Below are 8,662 nucleotides of genomic sequence, written 5' to 3'. Positions count from 1 at the left end.
AAAGATAAAAGAGGAAAGATAAAGCGACGAAATGAAATTCAGCGAACAACAGCTAAGAAAAAAAGTACCAGTGAGCTAAGGAGCTTCAGCGAGCTAAAAGATAAAAGAGTTGGGCACAAAAAAAAGCCCTCAATAAAATTGAGAGCTAATTTTGTATCTTCGATACTGAGATTCTTAAGCTTCACCTTCAGCGAAAGGCTGAACTGAAACGTAAGATCTGTTGTTTCTTTTCTTCTTGAAAGTAACTACACCATCAACTAGAGCAAAAAGAGTATGATCTTTACCCATACCTACGTTTTCACCCGGGTTGTGTGTTGTACCTCTCTGGCGAACGATAATGTTACCAGCTACTGCAGCTTGACCACCGAAAATCTTAACTCCAAGACGTTTACTTTCCGATTCTCTACCGTTCTTAGAACTACCAACTCCTTTTTTGTGTGCCATCGTTCTACGATTTTATAGATTAATAAATGTTTGAATTAAGCAACGATGTTGCTGATTTGGATTTTAGTCAAATGCTGACGGTGTCCATTTCTTTTTTTGTAACCTTTTCTTCTTTTCTTTTTGAAAACGATTACTTTGTCGCCTTTCAAGTGCTCAACAATTTTAGCCTCTACTTTAGCTCCTTTTATAGCTGGGGCGCCAATTTTAACCTTCCCGTCGTTGTCTACCAAAAGAACGTTTGCAAATTCTAATGCAGAATCTACATCTCCCTGTAAACGGTGTACGAAGATAAATTGGTCTTTCTCAACTTTGTACTGATGCCCTGCTATCTCTACAATTGCGTACATATTAAGAATATCTTAATGTTAATAATATACTTTCCGTTTTTGTAACGGTCTGCAAAAGTAGTAATTTTATTTTTATTGGACAATAGGCTTGTTGTTTATTTGTCTATGTGTTCAATAATCAGCACAATAGATAAACACTACTTAATGTCGTAAACCATAGTCTGACTAAGATTGGCTTTTTCTACAGGCATTTTAACAACGGTATTCGAAACTGGAGAGAATAGTTGTTTTTTAGCCAAAGTTCCTTCAATATCAGATAAAGCGGTGTATAGCATTGGTTCAACATATCCACTTAATATGTTAACTCCAAAGTCGCCGTATATTGGGTGATCTTCAACTGCCAATTGAGCTTCAAATCCATCCCAATAATCAGTTTCATCATTGGCATTTGCGCTTTTAAAAACAATAGGCTGAATTGCCCAGTTTGTATATTTCTCATTTTCAATGGTAATACTTGCTACGTATTTGCCATGAGTTCTATCACCTACAGTAATAACATTCATATAGGGTATTAAACCATTTATTACCAATTCACTCGCCGAAGCTGTACCTTCCTGTCCGATAACATACACGCGGTTCAAATCTAAATTTGGCATAGCGGAACCAACTATACCGTCGTCCTCATAGCCGTAGGCTGAAGATGATAGATTGTCCTCTAAAAACTCTTGTCCGTAATCGGGGCTGTTAATTAAGAAATTCTGAAGTCCTTCATTATACATTTTTTTCAGGAATACACTTCCAATGGCATTTTGTGGAGCTATCATACTCGCAATATTAATGGCCGAGGCCACTGAACCACCTCCATTGTATCTGAAATCCAGAACAAGTTCAGTAACACCTTCCGACTTGTATTTTTCAAATTCAGCAATTAATTCATTATCGTAGTTGTGAATAAATGAATTGTAAAGCAGGTATGCCACCTTTGTACCATTAATATCATAAACCTCACTTTTAATTATTGGGTTTGTATTAAGTTCAACAGAAGTAATAGTCTTTGTTTCATCCAGAAGGTCAAACTTCTCATTGATGAAGTCGAAACTCCCAAGAGTTATATCATATGATTCGCGGCTTAATAATTCATTTGCATTATATTGGTTGACATACTCCCCGTCTATTTTCATAATTACACTTCCTCTTTTTAGTCCTGCTTCAGATGCCGGTGAATTGGCATATACATAAGCAACAACCAAAGCGAAATTATCGGTTCCGTCATTAAGTGAGTATGCATATAAGTAATAACCTGTTGATTTTCTAACTCCGTTAAAATAATCTATAAGTCCTTGTAGGTCATCTGTTATAAAAGACCATGGATCGCCATTTTTATATATTCCTGTTTCTGCATCATATTCTCCAGTATCACCTCTGTATCGTGTTTGCTCGAAGAATTCAATTGAATTTTCAGTGCTTTTGGGATCTAAATCATCAGGGATATTATCAGTCCATAAATAATAGTCATTCATGTTTTCGAGAATAAAGGTGTTGACATTTAATGCTTCCTCATTTATTTCGACAGGAGGATTATCAATATCTTTATCCTTATGGCATGAAGTAGTAAATAGGGTAAAAGCCAGAAGTGATATGATGTAATATTTAAAGTTGCTCATAAATTATTTTTTTGGTGATTGATTTGAAGTCGCAATTTTACGATTTTTTTTAATGAGTTTATAATTTTATGGTTTTGATACCGATTTTAAACGGTGATGGTAATGTTATTCATATTTATTATCACCTTTATTGATGCTGACTTTAGCTCTAAGGGTTATTTCGGCTTAATAATATTTTGTTCTTATTACAATTTGTCGAAATTTGTACAGGTAATTAATGTGGGTAATGCCGGTGTTGTAACTGTTATACAATAATAATATATGCGTGCATCTTTAGTAATTTGGATATTTATTCTATTTGTAAACAATGTATTTTCTCAGGAGGACTCTTCCTTAGTTAAAAGGAATACCAGAGTTGTAGATTCTCTGAATATGTTAGACATTCCTTTTGTTGTTGAAGATCAAGAGGTGTACTCTGGTTCGGATACCTCAGTGATTACTGATAAACAGTTTTATAAGTTGTTTCTGAACAAAAACTATTCAAGACCACAGCCCCCGGAGGCAGAATACAGCAGTTTTAAGTTAATTGAAGCTCAAACTTTTGTACTTACAAATGGGATTAAGGTTATTTTACTTCAAAATGATAAATTACCGGTTGTATCATATAAAATGTATTTTGATTACAACAAAATATTCTTAGGGTCAAAAAAAGGAGTGGACCTGATATTCAGAGATCTTTGGGGGAAAAGCAGCAGGTCGTATAAGGAAAATGAAATTTCTGAATATATCGATTTTACTGCGGGAAAGTTAGAGTTGGCCGAAAAATCGATATATCTCGAAGGGTTGGAAAAATATAAGGAAAAAAATCTTCTTTTATTATCAGATATGACTCTGGGTTTTAAAGTGAGTGACAGTCAGTTTCTGAATAGTAAAAGAAAAATCATCGACAGTTTAAAACATGTAGAGTACCAAAATAAATATATATCCAAGTCGGTAGGAAGAAATCTGATGTTTGGAAACAATCACCCTGTTGGTGAATTTATACAGATATCAGAAGTTGATAGTTTGTCAAAGTTTGATCTCTATGATTATTATAATTCATACTATAAACCCAATAATTCATATTTAGTTGTTTATGGAGATATTTCATTGAGAGAACTGAAAAGAATAGTTAACCGCAATTTTAGGAAATACCGAAAAGGTAATGTTATAAACGGATATTATCCGCAACCATACAATATTCATCAAACAGAAATAGATTTCATAGAGAATTATGATTCTGATGAACTATCGGTTTGGATGGGGAATGTTGATAAATTAGATACCTATGACTCGAACTGGATATTGGGACGAATAGGCAATTTTATATTGTTGGATGAAGAAGAAGGTTTATTTAGAAATGAGCTCGTTGAAAATAATACTGTAAGTAATTTTGGATATCACTTACGTGACCAGGGGGCGTATTTCTCAGTTACTTATAATGCGAAACAAGACAGTGTGGCAACCTCAATAGAGAAGAGTCTGGAAGTAGTTAATTCTGTGTTAGATGACAAAGTTCCTGAGGGTGTTGACCTGAAAAGTATAGAGTCAAAGATTATAGATAACTACATAAACGGTTTATCAGACCCTCAAAAGATATCAGATTTGTATTTGCTTTATTACTTAACGGGCCTTGATAAGTACTTGGTTAAGAATCTTATGAGTGTTATTGATACTGTTGATTTTTCTACTGTTTCAAATGTTTTATCAAACAGAGTAAAGCCCAATAAGATGAGGGTAGTTGTTAGCGGACCGCCGCAGGTTGCTGTTCCCCAACTCGAAAAATTAGGATATCCAATAATTTATTATGATAAATATGCTAAGGAAACTTTTCCTCCTTCGTTAGACAGGTCTGTTCCCGATAGTGTAGATGTTAATTACGTGCTGCAAAGATATATTAAAGTTATAGGGGGAGATGAAAACCTGAAAAACATAAAGAAACTGTGGCAGTGGTGGGTTATGGATATCAATAACTCGAAATTATTTGTAAAAAATAAGTATATGTTGCCTAATAAGAGGCTCAGTACTTATTCGAATAATGAGGTAATAGTTTTAAAAACAGTTTTTAACGGTGAGTATGGCTACGTAGAACGAAGCGGAGAAAAACAAAATATACTTGGAGAAGAGTTTATGAAGTTGTCTCTGGAAAAAAGCATTTTCCCTATTATGTATTATCAGGAGGATGGTTATTTAATGACGCTCGAGAGTCAAATTCCACTGAAAGGAGAACTGTGTTATAAAATTAGAGTTGAGTCACCTGTTGGGGAAGTTTCTCTACTGTATTTCAGAGTTTCTGACGGATACCTGATTAAGAGAGAAAGTATAGATGTTAAAACAAATAAGGTTAATAATTACCTTGATTATTCTGATTTCAAAACTTATGATAATGTAGTTTTTCCGTATAAAGTGGAAACATTGATCGGAGGAAAAAAATCTGTTTTAACTCTTACCCAGATTAAGATTAATGATGAAAATGTACGCAAACGAAATTTTAAATAGTGAAGTCGTTATGTCGTGAAGCAGTATTACTTGTCACTGCATCAAAACATATCCAATACACCTATCATGAGGTATAGATCTGACAGCATATTTTTGTATCGTTTATCATATTCAACATCTTTATTTTCGAGATTGCTACTGTAGTTTTTTAGCTTATTGGCAGTGTGTTCCCAGTTAGAAACAACAATTTTGTGGTTGTATCTGAACTTTAAACGATCGAAGCGTTTTGCATTTTCCAGATTATTAATAACATCATTTGTTAAGTTAGCTACTGCTATAACTTCGGAGCTGGTTATTATATCTGATTTTTTCGAATCTTTATAGATTTCATCTATGCGTTCTTCTAACGATTGTTGCATATACCAGGTTCTGGCTCTGATGTAAATTAAGCGTGCTAGTAGTAATTCAGAGTCTAAATTATTACGGCGACTCAAAGAGTCATTAACCGTTAAACTGTGTTTTATCTCCACAAAACTAACTATGGATTCTTCTAAAACTAAAGTCTGTTCCTGAATTTGTATTAATAGAGAGCTGCTAGAATTTTTATTCTCAGGCAGGAGTTTTTGAAGTTTAATTCTTTCGTTTGTGATTTTGCTTTTTATGAGATTTAAATCCTCATTTTTAATTGAAGATTTTAAAATAGTGCTATCATTGTCAGTTTTAGGATTCACTAATACCTCCTGAGCAACTGAATTGGTATAGCATGTTGTTGCTATAAAGAGTGAAATTACATAGTATGAATATCTAAATGAAATCATAACAGTTTGCGAAAATATAAGTGATTCTGATGTTAGGCTGATGTTGTTTATGACAAAAGTAGGAAAAATCTTGCTAAAGTTTACATTTTAATTTAAGGAAGGGGGTGAAAAGTATTGTTTTTATTAGTAATCTGAGTTTTATGGAAATTAAAGGGTTGTAAGATTATGTGGTTTTTTGAAATATTCAATATTTACTTTTAATCCTATAACCAAATAGTACAATGTAGTTTCTAATAATTATTTTCGATGAGCTCATCTGTAATTTCCAGAACCAGGTTATACTCAAAACCTTTTCTCTGCATATAATTTATCACTTTCGATTTTAATTCATAACTGTTTTTAGCGGTGGTATTATCTAATTTAGCCTGAGTTAATGACTTTGCCACATCAAAGTATTCTTCATCATCAATTTCTTTCAGTCCGGCGTTTATTAAATACTCCGAAATGTTTTTATGTTTTAACTCGTGCTTTATTTTGATTTTCCCCCATTTTTTTGTCTTGAATTTCCCCCGTACAAATGATTTTGCAAACCTTTCTTCATTCAAAAAATTATCCTGCATTAAACTCAATAAAATTTCATCCTTAGCTTCGGGGATAATGAAATAGTCTCTAAGTTTTTTTTCTACATCAAAATGACAGCGATCCTGATAAGCACAGTAATGCTCCATCTTTGCTTTTATTTCCTGAACGGTATATGTTTTATCTTTTTTTGTCACTGTTTTAATGATTCAATGAGCTAATGATTCAATGCTAAATTTCGTCAAATCCCGGGCGTATAAATTCCATGGCATTTGGGAAATCATTATCTACAAGTTTTTTTATTCTTGAAAGAGTCACCAGGAAATCCAGTAATTCATCTTCTTTTTCGGGAAAGTATTTAGTCAGTATTCCTAAAGCCTCTATTGAGCGGTTAATTGCTATAAGTGCGATTTTCGCTGAACCGTTATTGTCGGATTGAATAAAATCTTTGTCATCGGTTCTGAATAATTTTTCAGAATTAGCTCTGGCGATTTTCGGAGCGATAAAAAATTCATAAAACTGGACTATTTCAATAGCATCACTGAGTTCAATATTGATCTCATCATTTATAATGGAGTAGCTATTACTTTTGCTGTTAAAGTAATCTGAATTATTTTCCAGCCAATTACTCATCTTCATTGCGTAATCGAAAGAAAGTTTTTCCGCTTTACTTTTTTCTTTTTTATTCAATGGTTCAATTTCAATATCCTCAAGATCTTCTTCGGTAATGTCGAATTTATCCATTGCTTCTTCAAGCATATCCCGAACCACTGTGAAGTTAAAAGAAATCTGATCCCAAAATTTCTTATTTTCCTCATCACTCGGTTTTGCAATTTCGTCTTCGTAAAATTGCTCCATCAGGTAGGTTGTACATCTCGATGATAGAGTACAACGTTCGCACCAACGGTCGCAATAGTTAAAGATTCCCGGAATAGTCCGGTCGCTGTCAACTATTTTGTTTAGTTCGTTACGGTATTTCTTTGTTTCTTCTTCAGGAGTCATTTTTTCCGGGTTGAGAGTCTTATTTTATTGATAGAGCAAAAATAATAGAAATGTTTGTTTGAAAAATTAAAAATCAAATGAATTTACATTCATATTATAGCTTAAATCCATTTGCGGATTTAAGGTTATAGTTTCTTTAAAGTATTAATTTTGCATCTTCAATTAATATTTGTGAAATGAGTACAAAGTTAAAAGGGCAGTACGGACTTACCGTAGCTGTATCGATGGTAGTAGGTATTGTTATTGGTATAGGGATATTTTTCAAGACAAGTCAGATATTGTTATCAACCGATTTAAATCCTATGGCAGCTATTACCGCCTGGATACTTGGAGGAATTATATCTGTTTTGTCAGGGCTTACTGTGGCAGAGGTAGGAGCAGCAATACCGGAAACGGGAGGAACATTTGCCTGGGTGAGAAAAATATATGGTGATAAGCTGGCATTTTTGGTTGGTTGGGCTCAGGTAACAATTTACAATCCGGCAATTATAGCTCTGATAGCTTATTATTTTGCATTTTTCACTATGCAGTTTCTGGGAATAGAGTCCACTGTCTTTATACATGTCTCTATCTCTTTCAGCGCAATGATTTTTGTTTATTTAATTAATATTTATACCAAAAATTTTGGAGGAAAGTTGCAAACAATCGTAACTGTAGCTAAAATACTTCCAATATTCCTGATTATCATTTTTGGTATTTTGTATGTGCCGGAGACTGCCCCGGAAGTAAGCAGTACTCCTCTTGAAGTTAGTAGCGATAAGTCATTTTGGTTGCTTGTAGGTACTGCCATCCTTCCGATAATGTTTGCATTCGACGGTTGGATTTATGTTGGAACTATTGCAGGCGACTTAAAAGACCCGAAGCGCGATTTGCCCAAAGCAATTATTTTTGGTTTGTCGTTTATTGCGGTAGTATATATCTTATTGAATATTGCTTTGCTAAACGTTTATTCCCCTGATATATTGGTAGAAAAAGGCATGTTTGGGGTTGCCGAAGAGATATTTGGCGCAATGGGTTCAAAGTTTGTTTATGCAGGAATAGTAATATCGGCTTTTGGTGGTTTAAACGGATTTATCCTTGTCACTACAAGAGTCCCTTATTCATTGGCTGATGAAAGATTATTCCCCAAAAGTGATTACTTCAATCAGATAGAAGATAAGACGGGACAGCCATTGCGTTCCTCTTACCTGATGCTGGTAATAAGTTTAGCCTATCTGATTACGATGTTTGTATCGGGCGAAGTAGATGCATTTGGAGATGTTCCAATTGCTTTGATATGGATTTTCTATACAATAGTTTTTGTAGGGTTAATTGTTCTGAGAAAAAAACAGCCTAATCTGGAGAGGCCATATAGAGTTCCGCTTTATCCGATAATCCCGATACTTTCAATTATTGGAGGCCTTACGGTAGGTATAAGTGCCTTAATTTCTGAACCCGGTTATTTTATACTTTCTATAATAGTAACTTTATCAGGGTTGTTTTTTTATAAGCAGAGATAAAACTATTTAAA

Annotated in this window: 9 protein-coding genes; 3 read left to right on the top strand and 6 right to left on the bottom strand. The window is 33.9% G+C overall.

Annotated features, from left to right (window positions below; translation table 11 throughout):
• Window positions 1-207: hypothetical protein (locus ABFR62_11620; protein ID MEN8139068.1), on the top strand; the 207-nt coding region annotated here is incomplete at its 5' end.
• Here ABFR62_11620 and rpmA read toward each other — a convergent pair.
• The 3 genes from rpmA to ABFR62_11605 all read right to left on the bottom strand — a co-directional run bounded on the left by rpmA (window position 175) and on the right by ABFR62_11605 (window position 2,395).
• Window positions 175-444 (bottom strand): 50S ribosomal protein L27, encoded by a 270-nt coding sequence (gene rpmA, locus ABFR62_11615; GenBank protein ID MEN8139067.1) that lies wholly within the window; start codon window positions 442-444, stop codon window positions 175-177. The two genes, ABFR62_11620 and rpmA, sit on opposite strands and share 33 nt — an antisense overlap.
• Window positions 445-479: 35 nt before the next feature.
• Complete coding sequence (gene rplU, locus ABFR62_11610; GenBank protein MEN8139066.1) at window positions 480-791, bottom strand: 50S ribosomal protein L21; 312 nt, start codon at window positions 789-791, stop codon at window positions 480-482.
• A gap of 137 nt (window positions 792-928) precedes the next feature.
• On the bottom strand, window positions 929-2,395 hold the full coding sequence (locus ABFR62_11605) for a S41 family peptidase (GenBank protein ID MEN8139065.1): 1,467 nt from the start codon (window positions 2,393-2,395) through the stop codon (window positions 929-931).
• Between the two features lie 261 nt (window positions 2,396-2,656).
• Here ABFR62_11605 and ABFR62_11600 point away from each other — a divergent pair, with 261 nt between their 5' ends.
• Window positions 2,657-4,873 carry an insulinase family protein gene (locus ABFR62_11600; GenBank protein ID MEN8139064.1) on the top strand — a complete coding sequence of 739 codons (2,217 nt, stop codon included), beginning with the start codon at window positions 2,657-2,659 and terminating at the stop codon, window positions 4,871-4,873.
• A 41-nt stretch (window positions 4,874-4,914) separates the two neighbouring features.
• Here ABFR62_11600 and ABFR62_11595 read toward each other — a convergent pair whose 3' ends face one another.
• The 3 genes from ABFR62_11595 to ABFR62_11585 form a co-directional block, all read right to left on the bottom strand.
• Window positions 4,915-5,631 (bottom strand): hypothetical protein, encoded by a 717-nt coding sequence (locus ABFR62_11595; protein ID MEN8139063.1) that lies wholly within the window; start codon window positions 5,629-5,631, stop codon window positions 4,915-4,917.
• Between the two features lie 230 nt (window positions 5,632-5,861).
• On the bottom strand, window positions 5,862-6,347 hold the full coding sequence (locus ABFR62_11590) for a regulatory protein RecX (protein ID MEN8139062.1): 486 nt from the start codon (window positions 6,345-6,347) through the stop codon (window positions 5,862-5,864).
• 34 nt (window positions 6,348-6,381) lie between these two features.
• Window positions 6,382-7,152, bottom strand: a complete 771-nt coding sequence (locus ABFR62_11585; GenBank protein MEN8139061.1) for a hypothetical protein — start codon at window positions 7,150-7,152, stop codon at window positions 6,382-6,384.
• A gap of 176 nt (window positions 7,153-7,328) precedes the next feature.
• On the opposite strand from ABFR62_11585, the gene ABFR62_11580 reads away from it, so the two are divergent.
• Window positions 7,329-8,651: an APC family permease gene (locus ABFR62_11580; protein MEN8139060.1), complete on the top strand. Its 1,323-nt coding sequence runs from the start codon at window positions 7,329-7,331 to the stop codon at window positions 8,649-8,651.
• Window positions 8,652-8,662 lie beyond the last annotated feature (11 nt).

It is taken from the genome of Bacteroidota bacterium, from assembly GCA_039714315.1.
GTDB lineage: Bacteria > Bacteroidota > Bacteroidia > Flavobacteriales > JADGDT01 > JADGDT01.
The sequence above is the reverse complement of the archived record's forward strand: the minus strand, read 5'-3'. Positions and strand labels throughout refer to the sequence as shown.